The sequence below is a fragment of the Streptomyces sp. NPDC041200 genome, from assembly GCF_055591805.1.
Window position 1 is genome coordinate 67,377 of sequence record NZ_JBVIZF010000030.1, and the last position, 20,075, is coordinate 87,451.

Consider the following 20,075-nt stretch of genomic DNA (forward strand, 5'->3'; position numbering starts at 1 on the left):
CGTGGCGTGCCTCCGGTGCGAACCGGCCGGGCGCTGCCGACCTGGCGTGGTCATGCGCGGGGGAAGGCGTCCAGCAGGCGCTGCAATTGGGCGATATCGGCTGCCGGACCGCGATGCGCGTAGTAACGGGTCACCTTCCCGTGCAGCCGCAGCAATGCCTGGCGGGCCAGGGAGGCACCCTCCGTACTGACCTCGATTCCATGCTCCAGCAACCACCATTCCAGCGCCGACCAGCTCGAATCGAGCCCAGCGGTGTGCCTCAGCGCTCCCGCGAGCCGCACCGCCCTGGGGGCGGGCTGGACGCTCAGCGCCTCCTCCAGCAGTTCTCGCGCCACGTCACCGCTGGCCTGCCGGGAGGCGCGGGCCTCCAGTACGGAGACCGCCTCCTCATCGGCGATCGCGATCGCGATGGCCCAGGCGATGACACCGGCGGCGAGCGGAACCCTGATCGCCACCACGTTCCACTGCGTCCCCGCCTCGGCGGTTTCAGCGCCGCGCACGTTCGGACTCCACGGTCTCCTTCACTGGTGCGGCCTGCTGGACGGCGCTCGGGAGCTGCTCCTCGTGTCCGGCTCGGGGAAGCCAGCGCAGCCACCGGGGCAGTGCCCAGGCGCTCTTTCCCATCACGGTCATCAGGGCGGGCAGCAGGACGCCACGGACGATGGTGGCGTCGAGGAGAATGGCCACGGACATCCCGACGCCGAGCATCTTGTATTCGATGGCCGTCAGCGAAACGAAGATCGTGAAGACGGCCACCATGATGACAGCCGCGCTGCTGACCACCCCGGCACTGGACGAAATCCCCCCGATCACCGCCTCACGGGCGCCCTCACCCCTGTCCCAGCGCTCCCGGATCCGGCTCAGGATGAAGATGTGGTAGTCCATGCTCAGCCCGAAGAGCAGGACGAACAGGAAGAGCGGAAGCCAGCTGACCACACCGCCGTACGAGGTGAAGTCGAGCAGCGACCCCAGATGACCGTCCTGGAATACCCAGGTGACGACCCCGTACGCGGCGGCCACGGACAGCAAGTTGAGCACGATGGACAGCAGCGGGATCGCCAGCGAACGGAACGCCAGGAGAAGCAGGATGAACGCCAGCACGACCACGAACCCGAGCACGAGGGGCGTCGTGCGGTTCAGGGTGTCGGTGAAGTCGCGCGGCACGGCCGTGTCTCCGGTCACGGCATACTCAACGCCATCGACCTGGCCAAGCGTCTGCGGCAGCAGATCGTCCCGGAGGGTGTCCAGCGCACGGTTCGAGGCCGCGTCGGTGCCCGAGCCCTCCAGCGGCACCTTCACCACCCGGGCGTCACTCAGCATCGTCACGGAGATCCGGCCGTCCAGCGCGCCGTCAGTGTCCGCCGTCTTCTGGCGCAGGGCGTCGATCGCGCGGTCCACCTTCGGCTGCTTCCAGTCGTCACCCCAGACCACCACCATCGCGGGAGACGGCCCTCCGGGGAAGGCGTCCTGCATCCGCGCCACGGCGTCCACGGTGGGGATGCTGCGCGGCATGCTGTCGGTGGAGGCGGGGTCCCTCAGGCGCATGTCCATGGCCGGCATGGCGAGCACGAGCAGCGCGAGCAACGCCGCTCCGCCCCAGACGAGCGGACGCTTCGCCACGGCACGCGCCACGCCCGCCCATACCCGGGACTCCGCCGCCATCGTCCGGCGCCGCCCCAGCCAGGGAATCCGCCCCTTGTCCACCCGGTGCCGCAGGACGGCCAGCAGAGCGGGCAGCACCGTCACCGAACCCAGCATCGTGAGCCCCACGACCAGGCTGGTGCCGATCGCGAGCCCGCGGAACACATCCATTCCGGTGAGGAAGAGACCGGCCAGACAGAGGATCACAGTGAGTCCGGAGATCACCACGGCACGCCCCGAGGTGCGCGCGGTGATGCGCAGGGCTTCCTCCAGGCTCCGGCCCGCGGCGCGCTCTTCCCGCTCCCGGCGCAGATAGAACAGGGAGTAGTCGATCCCCACCGCCATGCCGATCAGCAGAACCATGGAGGACGCCGTGCTGTTGATCGGCACCACGTGGCCGATTCCCCCGAGGAATCCCAGCGCGGCGAGCACGGCGCTCAGGGACAGCAGGAGCGGCAGTCCCGCGGCGATGAGCGCGCCGAAGACGATGAGCAAAATGACCAGGGTCAGGGGCAGCGAGACGATTTCCGCGCGCTGGAAGTCGTCGTCGTAGACCTTGTCCACCGCGCGATTGATGCTGATGTCCCCTGCCTGCGCCACCCGCACCTGCTGGTGGCGGTCGCGCACCGAGTCCACGGCCTTCAGCGCGGTGTCGTAGTGCGCGCCGAGTTCCTCGTCGGGGCCCGCGATCTCGAAGGTGACCAGACCCGACCTGCCGTCGGCCGAGATCAGGCCCTTCGCGCCCTTGTCGAACGGGGACTTCACCTCGGCCACGGCGCCGCTTTCCTTCCGCAGCGCCGTCACCAGGTCATCGGCCGCGGCCCGGACGCGGGGATCGTCGGCGAACTTCCCGGCGCCCTCCGCGCGCGCCTGGAGCAGCACGTTCTCCTGGGCCGGTGTCTCTTGCTCCTGCGCTCGCAGAACACGCTGCGCGCGCCCCGACTCTCCTGGATCAGTAGTCCGCGCCTCTTTACCCGTCACCAGCGAGCCGACGAGCACGCCGATCACCACCAGTGCGAACCAGCCGGCGATCGCTGTCTTACGGTGCCGGACGGACCAGCCCGCGACCCGCTCCACCAGGGTGCCCCGCGGACCCGGGGACGCGCCCCCACCTGCGGGCTGAGGCGGACCGGGGTCGACGCCGTGAGTCGATTTGCGCTCACCTAACATGCCCTGCTTACCTTTCAATAGGAAGAGTGTGCCCATCAGGACTCGCCGTTCGGCGAGGTGGTTCGCTCTCTCACCGCCTGGGCCACCGAGTTGCCGCTCATCGGCCCAGGCATCTTCACTACCGCTATTCGGTCTCTTTCAGGATGCGCTCGACCTCGTCGAGACGGGTCTGCATGTCCCCCAGGCGAGTGGTCATGTCGCGTAATTGATGGACCAGGTCCTGCTGCAGTGTCACGCCCTCTTCGGTCAGCTCCCGGTACTCCTGCTCACGTGACAAGGTCGCCTTGGCCCGCGCGGTGGCGGAACGCTGCCAGATGATGACGACCACCACCGCGGTGACCAGCATGAAGACCCCGAGGATCGCGGCCACTCCCTGCCACTGGTACTCGTCGTCCATCAGACAGATCCCTTCGTGTTGTCCTTCGACCGGTCGTCCACCGGGGTCAGCGTCCGCGCCATGGCCGCTACCTCCTCCGGAGTCAGTCGCAGCGCGAACGGCGTCACGTCGTAGTACTTCATTGCCTTCCCGTCTTCCGATAGCTCGAGCTCAGACACCACCAGCTCCGCTGCCTCCAGCTTCCGCAGGTGTACCTGGAGCAGGGCACGGCTGATCCCAAGCTCGCGAGCCAACTGACTCACGTAACTGCGCCTGTCCGCCAAGGCGGCGACCACCCTCAGACGGTGGGGGTTGGCCAACGCTGTCAAAACCCGCAGCAGCTGATCCCCGCTCATACTGGGTTCACTCATACCGGCTCCTTGCTCATGCAAGAAAAGTCTTGCAGGTGCCGACATCGTTTGCAACCCGCTAGCGAGAGCTATCCCACACACAGGGCCGCCCGCACACAGCGAGGGCCTCGTTGACCTGCCGGTACCGGCAGGTCAACGAGGCCCTCGCTGTGGGTACTTCTAGCGGTGCGCGCCCTGGGCCACCGGCATGCCCAGCCTCCCGTCGAGCACCGCGAGGTAGGTGCTGTTCAGCATGGGACCCGGGCTGATGCCCAGCTCCTCCGCGAGCACCTGACGGGCATGGTGAAAGATCATGAGTGCGTCGCCCTGCCGGTCGCACCGGCACAAAGCGGTCATCAGGAGTGCGTGCAGCATCTCCCGGGCGGGATACTCGGCGACCAGGGCAGTCAGTTCCGGAACGAGCTGCCGGTGCCGCCCAAGTGCCAGATCGGCCTCGATCCGATTCTCATGGGCGGACATCCTGATCTCTTCGAGCCGCGGCCGCTCCGCGTCCGCGAGATGGTCCGTGACGTTGGCGAGAGCCGGGCCGGTCCACATTCCGAGCGCCATCCGCAACAGCTCGGCGGCGTTGTGATGCTGACCGCGCTTGAGGTGCTCCTGTCCGGCTCTGCATAATCTCTCGTGTTCCAGCAGGTCCAGGCTGCCCTCACCGGGGTCGAGCAGATACCCCGAACCTCGGCGGACCAGCCGGACATCCTTGCCCAGGAGTTTACGCAGCCGTGAGATGTAGGTGTAAATCTGGGCGTTTTCCGTCGCCGGGGGGCGCTCCCCCCAAAGGAGGGTCCTCAGTCTGGAATCCTCGACCATGCGCCCCCTGGCGAGAAGTAACGCCGCCAGCACGGTAGGTATCTTCTCGCCGGTGATACGTAGTTCTTTGCCACCGCGACTAGCTTCCACAGGCCCCAGAATGCGGAATTCCACGTCTCTCCTCGATGACGACGCTGCTCATAGACCGGACTGGACCGGAGTGAGGGGCTACGCCCGTCTAATCAGCGCTGTGAGCCGCCACTAAAACCGGACAGCCCAAGAAGAGAATGAAGCATATGGCCCCCGTACCCCCGAGTATGACGCCCCTCCTAGTGAACCTTGGCGACTTCAGGCGCTCCAAGACCGCCAAGGCTCCTCGAACATTCTCGCCGCGAGCATAGCCATTAGCCTTACTCACGGTCAACAGGCGTCACTTCCTTCCCCTGCTTCCGGCATCCGGGAGCGATGATCGAGGATCACATGACCCATCTCAGCAGAACCTCATATTCCGCTGAGAAATGCGTCGCGGGTATGGCCGTCCACCTCATCGGGTGAGCGCATCCGAGCGCCGGCCCACCATCACACACGATATGGTGAAACGCCCATTACGTGCCCGTTGCTCCGTGTAACCGGTCATGGGGAAGGTGTACGTGTGCTCCGGCACCACCCCATTACCCTGAGCGAAGTCGAAGAACTCTTCCGGGGTGCGCCACAGATACAAGTGATCAGGCGCGGGGCTGTTGACCGGGACGTTGAGGAAGATCTGGCCGTCGTCCTCGAGGAGTCCCAGCAGCGATCGCAGGACGGCTTCCGGGTCCTCGACATGCTCCAGCAGCTCGCTCGCCACCACGCTGTCGTAGCGGCCCCGCAAGGGACCCCGCTGGATGTCGTGGAGGTCCAGGGACGCGGCTCCCACGCCCAGCCGGTCCAAGTTCCGCCGGGTATACCGGAGGCTCGACTCGCTGATGTCCCACCCGGCCAGTTCGCCCTTCACCCGGCCGGCCGCCAGGGCGAGCAGCAGCCCGTGCCCCGGCCCCACTTCGAGCAGGCTGCCCGAGGGAGCACAGCGCCCCAGGAAGTCACGCGCGTAGACCTCGGCGACCTGGGCGTGATTACTCCAGAGCACCTGCGACAGGAGCAAACCGCGGTGGTAATGGGTGGAGACCGGCGGTTCGTAGAATCCCGATTCAGTGAGTTCCCGGATCGAGGAATTCCGGTAGCGGCCGTGCCGGCGGAAGAAAAGCTCCTCCTTCAGGAGTTCCCGGCACATCCAGCGATAGCTGTCGACAACCGCATCGATTTCCCCTTCGATAAGGTGCCACACCAGGCGGGCCAGCTCCTCGGCGGGGCTCGAACGGCCAGCCTCTTCCGCCTGAAAGCGCAGGTCGAGGAAGTCCTCGTGTTCCGGCCATACGTCGAGCACACTGGATACGATCTTGGAGAGGAACTCGTTCGCCGTCAGCCGCTCCAGAACCGGCATCTCACACCACGCTGTTTTCATCCGCCGCCGTGGCCCGGGGTGCCACGGTGAGCAGGTGGTCGGTCAATGCGTCAATCGTGGGGTAGTCCCACGGCACATTCGGGTCCAGCTCGCAGCCCACATGGTTCTCTATGTCCACCAGCATGGCGGTGGCGGCGACTGAGTCCAGACCGTAGGACGACATCACGGCGTCCGGCCGGATATCCTCGGGTTTCGTCTCCACATACGAGGCGAGACATTCTCTCAGCCATGCGGCCAGGCCGTCACGCGAGAACTGATGGACGGAATCTGACACCTGAACTCCTCTGCACATAACGTGTAATGTCTACTGGTGTTCGGCATAGAGCGCGGTGAGTTCGTCCGCCAGGAAGAGGCGGCGCATCTCGGCGCGCTGGACCTTCCCGCTGGTCGTGCGCCGGACCGCGCCGGGTTTGAGCAGCAGAAGGGAATCGACTCGGGCTCCGAACTCACGGCTGACCGTGAGCTTCAGCCTGGCCGCCAGCTCGGGAAGGCGGTCGCGCGGTACGCCCTTCACTTCGTGGGTGACGACGAGCCGCTCCCCTTCCGCTCCCGCGCTCTCCTCCGCCGGTGAAACGGTGAAGGCCGCACCCGCCTGGCCCAGCTCGGGATGCTGGGTTCGCAGCTCCTGCTCGATGTCCTGGGGGTAGAGGTTGCGGCCATTCACGATGAGCAGTTCCTTGATCCGGCCGTTCACATACAGCTCGCCGTCATGGACGGTCCCCAGATCCCCGGTGCGCAGCCAACCGCCGTCGCCACCCGGCACACGCGCCTGGAACACCTCACGGGTCGTGTCTTCCCGCCGCCAGTAACCGGGAGAGATGCTCGGGCCACGCAGCCAGATCTCCCCGACCCGGTCATCCGGCAGCGCATCGCCCGAGGACGGGTCGACGATCCGCACCTCGAAGTCGCGGAACGTCCCGCAGCCGACGACGGAGCGGGCCGGACGGCCCGGCACCGCGGGCTGGAACGCGCCGCGCTCCAGCATCTGTGCGTCGACGGCGCACACCACCGGACGCCGCCCGGCCTCGCCGGACACGTACACCGTCGCCTCGGCCATGCCGTAACACGGCGCGAGTGCCTCCTCACGGAACCCGCCCTCCGCGAAGTGCTTGGCGAAGGCGGTCAGCACCGACGCGTGAACCGGCTCCGAGCCGTTGCCCGCGAACTCCCAGCGCGACAGGTCCAGGGCAGCCGCCTGCTCCTCCGTGACCTTCCGGACGCAGAGGTCGAAGGCGAAGTTCGGTGCGTGCGACACGGTGATACCGAACCTGTCGATCATCCGGAGCCAGGAATAGGGCCGCCGTATGAAGGTCATGGGCGCCATCAGATAGCAGGTGCTGCCCCGCATCAGCGTCGGCAGCAGCTGTCCGCTCAGGCCCATGTCATGGAAGTGCGGAAGCCACCCCCCGCACCGGGTCCCCTCGTGCCAGCCCACCGCACGGAAGTAGGCAGCGGCGTTGTGCAGCATGTTGCCATTGGTGATCATGACGCCTTTGGCGTCGCCCGTGGACCCCGAGGTGTACTGCAGCAGGACGACAGTTTCCCGGTCGCCCTCCACGGGGGTCCAGCCGCCGGGGTCGGCGAGGCCGGGAACATCGGTGGCCACACACGCGACCTCCGCCAGCCCCTCCGCGGTCCGCCACTCCATCACGTCGTCGTAGGTGGAGGTGTCGGTCAGCACGACCCGGGCGCCCGAGTCGGTCGCGATCGCCCGCAGCCTCTTGCGCTGGTGGCGGTACTGGCCGGGCGGCGGTGCCGGGATCGCGACAACACCCGCGTACAGGCAGGCGATGAAGGCCGCGACGAATGCCGGGCCGGCCGGGTAGAGCAGCATGACCCGTTCGCCGGGCCGGTATCTCCGCTGGATCCAGGCCGCCGTCTTCCGCGCCTCCTCGTCCAGGCGCCGCCAGCTCCAGAAGTCGGTGCCGTCGGACCGGTCCAGATCCGTGACGAAGGCCAGGGCGTTGTCGTCGGGCAGGGTGTCGGCGTTTCGCCGCAGCACTGCCGCGACCGTCGCTGCGTCGGTCACATCGTTCACGAGAGCCGGGCCCTTCCTGTCGGTCGGATGTCGTCGAAGTCCACCTCGAGGCGCTCCGGTCCCCGCAGGCTCAGGTTGGGCTTATAGGTGAGCTGATGGCCCGCCAGCCCCGGATTGACCACCCAGGAGGCGAACAGCTCGAAGGCGATCCTCACCTCGAGTCGTGCCAGGCTCGCTCCGAGGCAGAAGTGCGGTCCGGCCGAGAAGGAGAGATGTTGCCGCTCCGGCCGTCTCCGGATATCGAACCGGTCCGGATCCCGGAAGGCCTCCGGATCCCGGTTGGCCGCCCCCAGGAGCACCACAAGGATGTCGCCCGCCACCACATCGACCGATCCCCACCGGGCCCCCTCACGGGCGACGCGCGTGGTCAGCTGTACGGGGGCGTCGTAACGCAGCACCTCCTCCACGGCGGACTCGGCGAGTGAGGGCGTCTCCCGCAGGAGCGAGAGCTGGGCGGGGTGGCGCAGCAGCGCCACGATGCCGTTGCTGATCAGGTTGACGGTCGTCTCGTGGCCCGCGTTGATGAGCAGGATGCAGGTGGCCAGCAACTCGCTCTCCGTCAGCTGGTCTCCCCTCTCCTCGACGGCGACCAAGTGGGAGACGAGGTCGTCCCGGGGGTCGGCGCGCCGTTCCGCGATGAGGTCCCGGAAGTAGCCGATGAATCCGGTACGGGCCCGCGCGGCCTCGGAGGTGGCCTGCGGACTGACCAGTCCGGGGATCGGCGGCTCCAGCGCTTCGGAGAGCTTTCCCGACCAGTCCTGGATCAGCTCCCGGTCGCGGAAGGGAACCCCGAGGAGTTCGCAGATCACCTGGAGCGGGAGGGGGTAGGCCAGATCCGACACCACATCGAACGTGCCCTTTTCGGCGACCGCGCGATAGATGTCCTCGGTCACCTGCCGGATACGCGGTTCCAGGCCGGCGACCACACGCGGCGTGAACGCCTTCGTCACCAGGCTGCGGAATCGTGTGTGGTCGGGCGGGTCCAGATGGAGGAAGTTGCGGGTCCTCGGCCCCTGGCGGACGGGCGAGACGCGGGCGCGGTCGCGCTCACTGCTCATGGCCGGATCGCGCAGGACCGCCGAGCAGTCGGCGTGCCGCCCCACCACCACGAGTCCGTCCGAGGCGGCGAAGGGGGACGCGTCCCTGATCTCCCGGAGAACCCCATAGGGTTCGGGGCGGTTCGCGAAGTCGGTCAGGATGCTCAGGGACGGGGCTTGCGTCGTCATAGGACCGCCCGTCCCTCGGCCTGGATCGCGTGCGTCACGAGCCGTATCCTCCCCATTCGATGAGCATGCGGTGGCGCTCGGCGTCGGTGAGGCCATCGACCTCCCCGGCCGGCCGGTCCGGATGTGCCACCACCGTCCGCACCAGGCGGGTCATGCGGTGGAGGAGCTGTTCGGCTTCGGTGGCGGAGAAGGAGTCCGGGCGGTAGTTCAGTACGAGTGTGAGCCGCGGGCCGGGCACCGCGGCCAGCCGCAGGGGGTACTGCGTGCCTTCGGCCAGCTCCCGGACTCGCACCGTCAGGTCCCCCAGTGAGACGTTGAGCAGGGTGATGTCGATCAGCGGGTCGATGCACACGGTCGTCGTGTCGAACAGCGTTCCTCCCGTACCGGCGAGCCGCTGGATCTCCGCCAGACCGGTGTAGTGGTACGGGCTCAGCTCCGCCTGCTCACGCTGCAGCCGGGAGAGCAGGTCGGCCACTCGCTCCTCGCTCCGCAGCCGGACGCGCACCGGCAGGGTGTTGGTGAACAGCCCCACCATCCGGTCGATTCCGGGGACCTCCGGCGGCCGGCCCGACACCGATCCCCCGAAAACGACGTCCTCGCGTCCGGTCTGCCGTGCCAGCAGCAGCCCCCAGGCGCCCTGCACGACGGTGTTCAGGGTGATCCCGTGCCGGGAGCAGAACGTGCGCAGCTGCCCCGTGAACTCGGCTGACAGCTCGGAGGTGATCCGCTCCTGGGCCACGTGTGCCGTGTCGTCGCTGCCGGGCGCGATCTGGGTGGGGCCGTCGACGCCTTCCAGAGCCTGTGCCCAGGCCCGCGTCGCGTCCTGACGGCTCTGGGCGTCCGCCCACCGCAGGTATTCCCGGTACGGGGTGGGAGCGCGCAGCGCGTCGGCCTCGCGTCCGCCCGTGTAGAGCGTGAACAGCTCGTTCATCAGGATCGGCGTGGACCAGGCGTCCATGAGGATGTGATGACCCGTCACCACGAGACGGTGGTGCTCGGGTCCGAGCCTGAGCAGGACGAACCGCAGCAGAGGCGGTTTGCGCATGTCGAAGCCGCGCGTCCGCTCCTGTGCCACATGGCGTTCCGCCGCCGCCTCCCGGTCGGGCTCCGGCAGGGCTGAGAGGTCGGCCTCGGTCCAGGGCAGCGGGCGGGTGGGGCACACCACCTGGACGGGTCGCGCCGTGCCCTCGTCGACGAACGCGGCGCTCAGGTGCGGGTGGCGGCCCAGCAGTTCTTCCGCCGCCTCCCGCAGCCTTCCGGCGTCCGCCTTGCCCGCCAGGTCCAGGGTCACCTGTGCCGTATAGACGTCGCCGGACTCGCCGGTGAGCAGGGCGTGGAAGAGAAATCCTTCCTGCAGAGGTGAGAGCGGCAGGATCTCCGTCAGGTCCGGGAACGCTTCTTCCAGCGCTCTGCGCTGGTCCGGCAGGAGGTCGGGCAGGGCGGGCCGCGTTCCCGGGCGATCATCCGGGGCGGTGGTCCGCGTCGCGGATTCGATCTCGTGTGCCACGGACGCGAGCGCTTCGACGGTGGGGTGCCGGAAGACATCGCGCGTGGCGAACGCCAGTCCTCCGGCCCGCGCCAGCGATACGAGCCGGGTCACCATCATGCTGTCGCCGCCGAGGTCGAAGAACCCGTCTCCGACGCCCACCCGTTCAAGGCCCAGTACCTGGCCGTACGCCTCGCACAGCAGCTTCTCCGCGCGGGTCCGCGGTTCGCGTCCGCCGACGGCGGCGGCGAAGTCGGGCGCCGGCAGCGCCTTGAGGTCCACCTTGCCGTTGAGGGTCAGCGGCCACTCGCGCAGGATCATCACGGCGGCGGGCACCATGAATTCCGGCAGTGACGCGCGCACATGATCTCGGAGGGTGCCCGCGTCGGGCCGCGCTCCGGGCAACGGGACGACATAGCCGACCACGCGCTTCGTGCCCGCCTGGTCCGCCCGGACCTGGGCCACGGCGCTGACCACGGCAGGGTGGGCGTTCAACGCGGCCTGGATTTCGCCCAGTTCGATCCGGAAACCACGGACCTTCACCTGGTCATCGGCGCGTCCCAGATAGTCCAGCATCCCGTCCGGCCGCTGCCGCACCAGGTCGCCCGACCGGTACATCCGGCTGCCGGGCGGGCCGAAGGGGCACGGCACGAACCGTTCGGCGGTCAGGGCCGGCCGCCGCCAGTACCCGCGGGCCAGGCCGGTGCCCGCCAGGTACAGCATTCCCTCGGTTCCGGCGGGCACCGGGCGCAGGCCGTCATCGAGCACATACGTCCAGGTGTTCATGATCGGGCGGCCGATGGGCGGGGGCGCGTCCCCTGCCAGGGGCTCGCTCGCCGTGGCCGTCACCGTGGCCTCGGTGGGGCCGTAGACGTTGATGAAGCGCCGCCCGGCCGACGACCAGCGCGCCACCAGCTCGGGAGGGGCGGCCTCGCCCCCCATCGTCACCTGGATCAGGTCGGGCAGCTCCCCCTCGGGCAGGTTCTCCAGCAGGCTGGGGGTGCAGACCATGTGGGTGATGCGCTGGGTACGCAGGAGCCTCAGCAGCTCCTCGCCCGGCGCCGATGCCGCGGGCGGAACGAGCACCAGCCGGGCCCCGGACAGCAGGGCCGGCCAGATCTCCGCACCGGAGGCGTCGAAGCTCAGGGAGAGAAGTTGCAGGGCCCGGCTGTCCTGGCCGATACCGAGCCGCTCCATGTGGTCCACGGCGAGGTTCACCAGCGACTCGTGGTGCACGACGGCGCCCTTGGGCGCACCGGTCGAGCCGGAGGTGTAGATCATGTACACGGCATTCGCCGCGGTCGCGGAGGCGTGCCGCTCCGCCGGGGAGAGGTTCCCCTCCGGCACCGCCGCGAGGCCGTCGGCCGTGCCGGAGGTGTCCAGCGTGACCACCGGCGTGCCGCCCGGCAGGTCCGCCGCGTGGTCGACCGTGGTCACCACGCACACCGGAGCGCAGTCGTCGAGCATGTGGGCGACCCGCTGGGGCGGATACCCGGTGTCCACCGGCACGTAGGCCCCGCCGGTCTTGAGCACGGCGAGCATCGCGACGATGAACGCCGGAGACCGCGGCAGAGCCAGGGCGACGAAGCGCTCCGGTCCGGCACCGAGGCCGACCAGCTGCCGGGCGAGCCGGTTGGCCCGGGCGTTCAGCTCGGTGTACGTCATCGCCGCGTCCGCGTGCACCAGTGCCACCGCGCCGGGAGTCCGCGCCACCTGAGACTCGAACAGCTCGTGGACGCTCCCGGTGGGGAGGGGACGTGGCGCATGCTCCCGCGCAGCCGTCGACGGCGAGTGGTCGCCGTGGCCCGGCAGTTCGATCCGCTCGACGGCCAGGCCGGGGTCCGCCAGCGCGGCGGCGAAGAAGCGCAGGAAGCGCCGCTCGTGGCCCTCCAGGGTTCCGGGATCGCACCGCTGGGGGTCCGCGTCGAAGATCACCTCGGTGTCGCGGCCGTCGCGTCGGTGGAACACGTGCAGGGCGACGTCGTTGAACGAGGCGGGCAGGACGTTGTGCACCGAGACCGGCAGACCACCGAACCCCAGACGGTGGTCGAGGGTCATCACGTTGATCATCGTGCCCAGGAGCGCGTGGTCCGCCGAGGAGACTCCCAGGTCCCGGGCGAGGTCCTCGTACCGGTAGCGCTGGTGCCGCATGGCCACGGCCACTTCCGCGGCCACGGCGGGAACGAGGTGCGCCAGGCCCTGGTCCGGCCGCACGTCCACCCGGAGCGGGAGCGTGTTGGCCATCATCGTCGGAGAGCGCAGGGCGTCGCCGGTGGCCCGTCCGGTCAGCGGCAGGCTCAGGACCACGTCGCGCTGCCCCGTCATCCGGGAGGCGTACGCCGCGGCGGCCGCGATGAAGACGGCCGAGGGACTGCACCGGTTCTCCCGCGCCAGTCGCTCCACCTGCCGGAGGTCGGCCGCGGGCAGCGCGCCCACCCGGTGGATGCTCGGCTGGTGGTCCAGTGGCCGGGGCGCCGCCGGGGCGCGGTACGCGAGCCTGCTGGGCCGCGGCAGGTCCGCGAAGCGCTCGGTCCAGTACCGCCGGTCCCGCTCCCGGGCCGCGGACGCGCGATAGGCGGTCTCCTCCTCCCGTACCCGGCTCAGCGGTGTGAACGGCGAATCGCCGCAGTCCTCGTGCCCGTCCCACGCCGTGTAGATCTGCGCGAGCCTTCGGAGCAGCAGGGACGCCCCGTACGCGTCCATGACGATGTGGTGGAAGCGGTGATAGTAGAAGCTCCGGTCCGCGGCCGTCCGCAGCAGAAAGAAGGCACACGGCGCGTCCTCGGCCAGGTCGAGAGGGCGTTCCGCGTCCTCGCGCATCCATGCCCGCGCCGCCGCCGGCGGATCGGCGTGCTCCGTGAAGTCGAGCACGGGCAGCGTGGCGTCCGGCTCTGCCGCGAGGACCTGCCAGAGGCCGTCGTCCTCCTTGATCGCGACGGTTCGCATCGTCTCCGCCTCGGCGCGCGTCCGGTGCCAAGCGGAGGTGAAGAGGTCCACGTCGAGGGGGCCGGTGATGTCGGCGTACTCCGCGACGTTGTACTTGTGTCCCGTCGGGTCCAGTTGGTGGGCGAACCAGATGCCGGTCTGGGCGGCCGTCAGGGGAAGTCGTGTGAATCCCGGGTCAGACACCTGCCGCCTCCGTGAACCGGAGGTCGCTCAGCAGCACCTGGAGCAGGGGATCGGGCGAGTCCTCGAAGTAGAAGTGGTTCCCGGGCAGCAGATGTGCCCGGAAGTCCCCCATGGTGTGCGCCGACCACTGCTCGGCGTCGGCGAGGGTCACCGTCCCGTCCTGGTCCCCGGTGATCGCGGTGATCGGGCAGGTGAGGGGCGCCCCCTCCACGTACACGTAGTCGTCCGCCATGCACATGTCGTTGCGGAGCACCGGCAGGACGACGCGGGAAAGCTCCTCGTTCTCCAGGAGGGCCGCGCCGGAGCCGCCCAGGGTGTGCACCAGCTCCTTGAGGTGGCTGTCGTCCAGCCGCTGTCCCCGGACGCGGCCGGCCGAGGGGGCCCTGCGCGCTGACGCGAACAGCCGGACCAGGGGGGAGGGAAAGATCGGCCGGATGCGGCGGGCCGTCTCGAAGGCGATCGTGGCGCCCAGGCTGTGGCCGAAGAAGGCGGTCGGGCAGTCGAGCCTCGGCGCGAGCGCGCTTCCGATCTCCTCGGCCAGAGCGGGGAGATCGGTGCGGAACGGTTCGCCGTACCGGTCCTGCCGCCCCGGGTACTGGACGGCGGCCACTTCTATGGAGCCGGGCAGCGCTCTGCTCCAGGAGCGGAAGGCACTCGCCGCGCCTCCGGCGTGAGGGAAGCAGACCAGTCGCAGCCGAGGGCGGGTGCGCGGGGCGTCATAGACGCGGAACCAGGTGGTCCAGGAAGAGGACATCGTCTCACCGCACCGCCCCTGAGGGGCTCGGCACCGTCTCCGGCCCGTACGACTCCGCCATGGCGACCGCGATGCGCCGCTCGCCGGTGTAGGGCTCCCGGCCATGTGAGGACAGCATGTTGTCGACCACGAGGATGTCGTCCTGCTGCCAGTCGTAGCGCGCCAAGGCCGCGCGGTAGCACTCCCGCAGATGAGCGATCACGTCGTCCGGGATGCGGCCGCCGTCACCGTAGTAGGTGTTGGTCGGCAGTCCCTCCTCGCCGAACAGGCCCAGCAGCCCTTCCTGGACGTCCTCGGGCAGCGTGGTGTGGTGGAAGAAGGTGATGTGGTTGAACCACACCGTCTCCGCGGTCTCGGGATGGACGTGGATCGCCTCCCGGACGGCGCGGGTGCGCATGCTGTCCTTGCCCGTCCACTCGAAGGCGATGCCCCTGCGCCCGCAGTAGCTCTCCGCCTCGTCCTTGTCGTCGGTGTTGAAGATGTAACGCCACGAGGCGCCGAACTGCTCGTGGAGATTGCGCACCAGCATCCACTTGCGCCGGCGGAACTCCTCGCGCACCGAGGGATCGATCGACGCGTACACCTTGCGGGTATCGGCCAGCGGGGTCGCGCCCCGCGTCCCGGGAGGGTGGTCGCAGTAGAAGTAGAGCAGCCGTGGCCAGGACACCTGGTAGGAGCTCTCGTTGTGCAGGAAGATCTCCTCGTCCGGGGGATAATCCGTGGACGTGTAGACATTCCCCTTGATCGCGCTGCGCGGTGACGAACGCTCCGCGTAGGTGAGCGGCTCACCGGACATCGCGCGCACCGTTTCCTCGAAGCCGGGGACGCCGCCGATCGGAAAGCCGCGCAGCAACAGGGCGCCGTGTTCGCTGAGGAGAGCCCGGAGACGGGCCCGGTCCTTGTCGATGAGAGTGGTGACGCCGGGGCCCGCCACATCGCCTTCGATGACGAAGGGCAGCACGGAACCGTCGTGCTGGTACGCGGTCATCGGTACCCGCCTTTGAAAGAAAAGGTTACGGACAGAGATTCGCCGGGAGGGACACGCGGGGTCCTCAGCCGGACATGGCCACCAGGACACGGCGTGAGCCGGTGAAGGGACGCCGCCCGTGACCCACCAGGACGTTGTCGATGAGCAGCAGGTCACCGACCTGCCAGTTCACATCGACGGCGCAGGCCAGGCCGCGCTCCTGGATCTGGGTGACGTACTCGGCCGGGATCGGAGTCCCGTCGGCGAAGGTGACCGACTGCGGAAGGTCCTCTTCGCCCATGATCTGGTAGAGGGCGGCGGCCGTCTCGTCCCCGAGCCCGGCCGCGTGCCACTGGTCGGCCTGGTTGAACCACACCTCGGCCCCGCTCACCGGGTGCCGGATCGTGGACGCGCGGAGCTGGGCGACCCGCAGTCCGCCGTCCGCCCGCCACTCCCATTCGGCCCCCGACACCTTCAGGAACTCCTCGACCGACTCGCGGTCGTCGGTCTCGAAGGTCTGCTGCCAGCTGCGGCCCAGGCCCATGCCGCCGTGCAGATTCTGGGTGTAGCGCACTCCGCCCGCGAAGGCCGCGCGCAGCTCGGGGTCCAGCGCGTTCAGCCAGGTGACGCCGTCCACCACGGGGGTCGCCCCGCCGGTCTGCGGCGCCTGCTCGCAGAAGAAGAGAAGCCGCGACGGCCACGCGTGGGCGTACGACATCTCGTTGTGCATGGAAATGGTGTACTCCGGCGGGTACTCCGTCGATGTGTAGACGTTCTGCCCGACCTTGGTCCTGGGCGAGTTGCCGTGCACATACGCGAGCCGGTTCGGCAGCAGGGTGTCCATCACGGCTTCCAGCGACGCGCCGGTCAGCTGGAATCCCTTGAAGACCAGTGCCTTCTCCGCCACCAGCAGGCTGTCGAGATCGCCCGTTCCCCGCAGGTACTCCACGAGCCCCTCGGGACTCGCCGGGGTGCCGGTCTGGGCCGGACCGATGGTCAACGGCTCCCAGTCCTGATCAGCGTCCACCTCATGTCTCCCTTTCGTTCCCTGACGCACACTCTGTCGGCGCGGCCTATATTCCTTCGGTATCGGAACTATGCGAACTCGCTGTCGAAGGCGGCGATCAGCAGCTTCTCGACGAGAGGCGGCGCCCGCAGAGCACCGCGCTCGGTGGGGCAGATGAGATAGACGAGCCTGCGCGAGCGATCCTCGGACGCGGCGATGCCGCCGAGAAAGCCGTGGACGACGCCGGCCATGCCCCACACGGTGGCGCCGCCGGGCAGGGCCACACTGTCCAGCCCGGCCCCGCAGAAGGCCGGGCCGCCCTTCAGATAGGGCACGCCGGGCACGCGGAACATCTCCCCCAGCAGCGTCGGCGGCAGCAGGTCCCCGCCCAGCAGCGCGCACAGGAAGCGGTCCAGGTCCGCCACCGTCGACAGCATCTCGCCGGCCGCGCCGTGGATGGACGGGCTGTGTTCGGTGACGTCGATGCCGCGGTCGTAGCCACGGACCCGCGGAGCGGGTATCCCGGGGTCGTCGCCGGGCAGCGAGGTGCCCGCCAGCCCCAGCGGGCCGAGGACGCGGTCCTCCACTTCACGGGCGTAACGCCGCCCGGTCAGCCGCTCGATGAGCATGCCGAGGATGACGTAATTGGCCCGGGTGATCTGCTGCTTGCTCCCGGGAACGAAGGTGAGCGGCTGCCGCACCGCCTTGTCGATCAGCTCCTCGGGCCCGAAGGTGTCGAACCGGTGGCGCAGGAACCACGCGGTGTTGTTGTACTGGACGTCGCTCTCGTCGGCGAGACCGCTGGTGTGGTCCAGCAGATGGCGCACCGTGACCGATTCCGGCAGCAGGCCCGGCAGCAGACCGCCGACCGGATCGTCGAGTCCGAGCCGCCCCCCGGCCACCAGGCTCAACACGGTCACGGCGACGAACGTCTTGGTGACACCGCCGATACGGAAACGCTGGTCCTCCCGGACCGGGGTGCCGGTGCGCGGGTCCGCCGTGCCCGAGCCGCAGGTCCAGGTCCTGTCCTGATCGGTCAGCCTGACCAGCATCGCGTGCGCCTCGCCGTCCGGGCGCTCGCCCACCACCTGGCGCAGGGTCTCATGCATCGTGACCGCTCCGGCTGCCGGGGGCCGTCCCGGCCGGTCCTTCCACCGGCTCGTCCACAGCCGTCGCCCAGCCCTCGGCCGCCTTGCCGGTACCGAGCCCGCCCTCGAGTCCTCTGATGAGATCCGCCACGAACGTCTGGATCTGCTTCCCCGACTCGCCGTTGGCGAGGATCACGAGCCCGTCGCCGCTCTCCACCTGGGTGAACGTGCCGACGCGGTAGCCGACCGTCCGGCCGCCGTGCCCGAACTCCAGGTCGCCGCCGGTGGGATCCAGGACGGCGCCCAGACCGTAGAAGCTCCCGGGGTGCCACACCGTCAGCATCTGCTGTGCGAGCGGGCGGGGGATCAGGGCGCCGGGTTCGCCACGGACGGCACGGCGCACCTCCAGGGCCACCTTGGTCAGGTCCAGGGCACTGGCCCACAGCCCGCCCGCTGCCACCTCGTTGCGGACCCGCCAGCGGCCGGGTATCGGCTCGCCGTGCGCGTCGTGCCCGATCGCGACGGGGACCTCGGAGTGCTCAGGGTAGGACTGGTCGAAGCTGCTGTCCGACATGCCCAGCGGTTCGAGGACGAGCCGCCGCATCAGCGCCTCGAAGGGTTCGTCGGTGACGTCGTCGAGCAGCTGCTGGAGGACCGAGTAGTTGATGTTGGTCTTTCTGAAGACCTCACCCGCCGGATGGGCGGCACGAACCGGCTCGTTGACGGCCGGGGGAAGCCCGCCCAGGACCTCCAGCACCGTCGGCATCGTCTCACCGGGAAGGTAGTTGGTGGGCGGCACATGGCTGAGCCCCGCCTGGTGGCTCAGCAGCTCCCGCAAGGTGATGCGCGCTCCCCCGGGCACCTTCCAGGAGGCGAGGTAGCGGTTGATGTCGGCGTCCAGGTTCAGGACGCCGTCGTCCACGAGGCGCAGCACGGCCAGCACGGTGACGTGCTTGCTGATCGAGGCCACCTGGAAGGGGGTCCTGATGCCGACCGGGTCCGGGCGGTCCACCGCGGCCACGCCATAGCCTTCCAGCGACACCACCTCGCCGCCGCGGAGCAATCCGATGCTCACGCCGGGTACCTGGTGCCGGGCCATCACCGCGCGCAGTTCCGGCTCCGGGATCCGCGGCCCGGACGTGGCCCGGGAGACGGCCCGCCCCGGTCCGGGGACGTCGCGGCCGGGGTCCGGCAGGGGCAGTGTCCAGTCGGTCGCCGTCTTCATCTCGTCGGTCATGGGGTGCCCGCCTTCCGTCAGGGAGTCGACCGCCTCGGCCAGATCTGCGAGAACGTCGTGTTCGTAGAGCATGCGCAGGGTCAGTGGCATGCCCCGCCGATGTGCCGCGGAGATCAATCGGATGATCAGGAGTGAGTTGCCGCCGCCCGCGAAGAAGCGGTCGTACGCGCCGACCCGTTCCATCCCGAGCACCTGGCGCCACAGATCCGCCAGCACCTGTTCGGTCGGGGTCCTCGGCGCGGTGTACTCGTGGTCCGGGGCCTCCGGCGCGGGCAGCGCCCGGCGGTCGAGCTTGCCCCGCTCCGTCACGGGCATCCGTTCCAGCGCGACGAACGCCACCGGAACCATGGCGCCCGGCAGCAGGGCGGCGAGGCGGCGCCGCAGCTCGCCGGCCTCCGGCGGCTCGGGAGCCGCCCAGACGACGTAGGCGGCCAGCTGCTGGTCGCCCTCTCCACGGCGCCAGGGGAGCACGACGGCGTCGCGGACCTCCGGCTGGGCGCGCAGCACAGCCGTGACCTCGCCGGGCTCGACCCGCACCCCGTTGATCTTGACCTGGTCATCCATCCGGCCGACGAACTCCGCCGTCCCGTCCGTCCGGAGCCGGACCAGGTCACCAGTCCGGTACAGCCGCCGTCCCGGCGCTCCGTACGGATCGGGGACGAACCGTTCCGCGGTCACCCCCGGCCGGCCCGCGTATCCGCGGGCCAGCCCGGCGCCGCCGATGTACAGCTCTCCCACGACTCCCAGCGGCACCGGGCGCATGTCGGGGCTGAGGACGCGGACCGTGGCGTTCGGCAGCGGTCGCCCGATCGGGACGGGGCCGGTCGTATGATCGCGGTCATAGGGGTGTGCTGTGGTGTCGATGGAGCACTCCGTCGGGCCGTAGGTGTTCCACACTTCGATGGAACCGGCCCTCAGCAGGGACCGGCACAGCTCGGCGTCGAGTGGCTCCCCCGCGGAGAAGAGCAGCCGCAGCGAGCCGCATTCCGACCAGCCGGGGGTCTCCGCCAGCAGGCGAAGCACGGACGGCACGCCCTGGAACACGGTCACGCCGTGCTCGATGACGGCCCGGACCATGGCGGCCGGGTCACGCTCCGCCCCGACGGGCGCGAGCGCCACCGTGCCACCGCTCACCAGCGGGGCGAACACTTCCCAGGCAGCGGCGTCGAAGCTCATGGAGGTCTTCTGCAGCGTCCGGTCGGTGGCGGTCAGGCCGAGGTGGTCGACGGTCCAGGAGACCCTGTTCGCCAGGCCGTGGTGGGTGACCTGGACGCCCTTGGGCCGGCCGGTCGAGCCCGACGTATAGATCACATACGCCAGCTCCTGCGGATCCGGACG

The 20,075-nt window shown here is 69.3% G+C and carries 15 protein-coding genes; all 15 read right to left on the reverse strand.

The genetic code is table 11. From position 1 onward, the window contains the following. Window positions 1–50 precede the first annotated feature (50 nt). Window positions 51–500, reverse strand: a complete 450-nt coding sequence (locus tag ACZ6CL_RS35210) for a hypothetical protein (RefSeq protein ID WP_468943569.1) — start codon at window positions 498–500, stop codon at window positions 51–53. Next, entirely contained in the window at window positions 487–2,847 is a 2,361-nt protein-coding gene (locus ACZ6CL_RS35215; protein WP_468943571.1) for an MMPL family transporter, read from the reverse strand. The genes ACZ6CL_RS35210 and ACZ6CL_RS35215 overlap by 14 nt, the downstream gene beginning before the upstream one ends. An 88-nt stretch (window positions 2,848–2,935) precedes the next feature. Then, complete coding sequence (locus tag ACZ6CL_RS35220; RefSeq protein ID WP_468943572.1) at window positions 2,936–3,208, reverse strand: hypothetical protein; 273 nt, start codon at window positions 3,206–3,208, stop codon at window positions 2,936–2,938. Next, complete coding sequence (locus tag ACZ6CL_RS35225) at window positions 3,208–3,558, reverse strand: ArsR/SmtB family transcription factor (protein ID WP_468943575.1); 351 nt, start codon at window positions 3,556–3,558, stop codon at window positions 3,208–3,210. Before ACZ6CL_RS35225 ends, ACZ6CL_RS35220 begins: the two co-directional genes overlap by 1 nt. 159 nt (window positions 3,559–3,717) lie before the next feature. After that, window positions 3,718–4,479 (reverse strand): AfsR/SARP family transcriptional regulator, encoded by a 762-nt coding sequence (locus ACZ6CL_RS35230; protein WP_468943578.1) that lies wholly within the window; start codon window positions 4,477–4,479, stop codon window positions 3,718–3,720. Window positions 4,480–4,849: 370 nt separating this feature from the next. Then, on the reverse strand, window positions 4,850–5,785 hold the full coding sequence (locus ACZ6CL_RS35235; RefSeq protein WP_468943581.1) for a class I SAM-dependent methyltransferase: 936 nt from the start codon (window positions 5,783–5,785) through the stop codon (window positions 4,850–4,852). 1 nt (window position 5,786) lies between these two features. Beyond that, complete coding sequence (locus ACZ6CL_RS35240) at window positions 5,787–6,080, reverse strand: acyl carrier protein (RefSeq protein WP_468943583.1); 294 nt, start codon at window positions 6,078–6,080, stop codon at window positions 5,787–5,789. A 30-nt stretch (window positions 6,081–6,110) separates the two neighbouring features. Next, on the reverse strand, window positions 6,111–7,835 hold the full coding sequence (locus tag ACZ6CL_RS35245) for a fatty acyl-AMP ligase (protein WP_468943586.1): 1,725 nt from the start codon (window positions 7,833–7,835) through the stop codon (window positions 6,111–6,113). A gap of 5 nt (window positions 7,836–7,840) precedes the next feature. Beyond that, entirely contained in the window at window positions 7,841–9,070 is a 1,230-nt protein-coding gene (locus tag ACZ6CL_RS35250; RefSeq protein ID WP_468943588.1) for a cytochrome P450, read from the reverse strand. 34 nt (window positions 9,071–9,104) lie between these two features. Next, the gene (locus ACZ6CL_RS35255) at window positions 9,105–13,685 is read right to left on the reverse strand and encodes an amino acid adenylation domain-containing protein (protein ID WP_468943591.1); all 4,581 of its coding nucleotides are present in this window, start codon (window positions 13,683–13,685) and stop codon (window positions 9,105–9,107) included. Further along, on the reverse strand, window positions 13,678–14,439 hold the full coding sequence (locus ACZ6CL_RS35260) for a thioesterase II family protein (protein WP_468943592.1): 762 nt from the start codon (window positions 14,437–14,439) through the stop codon (window positions 13,678–13,680). Before ACZ6CL_RS35260 ends, ACZ6CL_RS35255 begins: the two co-directional genes overlap by 8 nt. Window positions 14,440–14,443: 4 nt before the next feature. Beyond that, entirely contained in the window at window positions 14,444–15,427 is a 984-nt protein-coding gene (locus tag ACZ6CL_RS35265; RefSeq protein ID WP_468943594.1) for a TauD/TfdA family dioxygenase, read from the reverse strand. A 64-nt stretch (window positions 15,428–15,491) separates the two neighbouring features. Beyond that, window positions 15,492–16,433 carry a TauD/TfdA family dioxygenase gene (locus tag ACZ6CL_RS35270; protein WP_468943597.1) on the reverse strand — a complete coding sequence of 314 codons (942 nt, stop codon included), beginning with the start codon at window positions 16,431–16,433 and terminating at the stop codon, window positions 15,492–15,494. A gap of 68 nt (window positions 16,434–16,501) precedes the next feature. Then, window positions 16,502–17,521 carry a serine hydrolase domain-containing protein gene (locus ACZ6CL_RS35275; protein WP_468943598.1) on the reverse strand — a complete coding sequence of 340 codons (1,020 nt, stop codon included), beginning with the start codon at window positions 17,519–17,521 and terminating at the stop codon, window positions 16,502–16,504. Beyond that, on the reverse strand, window positions 17,514–20,075 hold a 2,562-nt coding region (locus tag ACZ6CL_RS35280), incomplete at its 5' end, for a non-ribosomal peptide synthetase (RefSeq protein ID WP_468943601.1). The genes ACZ6CL_RS35275 and ACZ6CL_RS35280, both read right to left, overlap by 8 nt.